This is a genomic window from Nocardia halotolerans (assembly GCF_042650145.1).
Classification (GTDB): Bacteria; Actinomycetota; Actinomycetes; order Mycobacteriales; family Mycobacteriaceae; genus Nocardia; species Nocardia halotolerans.
Genome location: NZ_JBHSDL010000031.1, coordinates 1 through 613 on the forward strand (window position 1 = coordinate 1; position 613 = coordinate 613).

Genomic DNA, 613 nt, shown 5'->3' on the forward strand with positions numbered 1-613 from the left:
TCGTCGTCGACGACCTTGGCCGAGATGCCCGGTAGTGGGGCCATCGCGGCGCCGGGTTTGGTGGTGGTGACGCCGGGGAGTGGGGAGATCATGATGGCGCCGGTTTCGGTTTGCCACCAGGTGTCGACGATGGGGGTGGTGTCGGCGCCGATGACTTGTCGGTACCAGCGCCAGGCTTCGGGGTTGATGGGTTCGCCGACGGAGCCGAGTAGGCGCAGGGTGGTGAGGTTGTGTGCGTCGGGGATTTCGCGGCCCCATTTCATGAAGGTGCGGATGAGGGTGGGGGCGGTGTAGTAGATGGTGACGCCGTATTTTTCGATGATTTCGAAGTGGCGGTGTTCGGTGGGGGAGTTGGGGGTGCCTTCGTAGACGACTTGGGTGGTGCGGTTGGCGAGTGGGCCGTAGACGATGTAGCTGTGTCCGGTGACCCAGCCGATGTCGGCGGTGCACCAGTAGATGTCTTGTTCGGGTTTGTGGTCGAAGACGTTGTGGTGGGTGTAGGCGGTTTGGGTGAGGTAGCCGCCGCTGGTGTGGAGGATGCCTTTGGGTTTTCCGGTGGTGCCGGAGGTGTAGAGGATGAACAGGGGGTGTTCGGCGGGGAAGGGTTGCGCTT

General features: G+C 63.0%; 1 protein-coding gene. It reads right to left on the bottom strand.

The annotated features are described in order from the left end of the window. Positions 1-613 (bottom strand): AMP-binding protein (locus ACFO5K_RS26060; protein ID WP_378568350.1); only part of this gene is annotated, 613 nt, incomplete at both ends.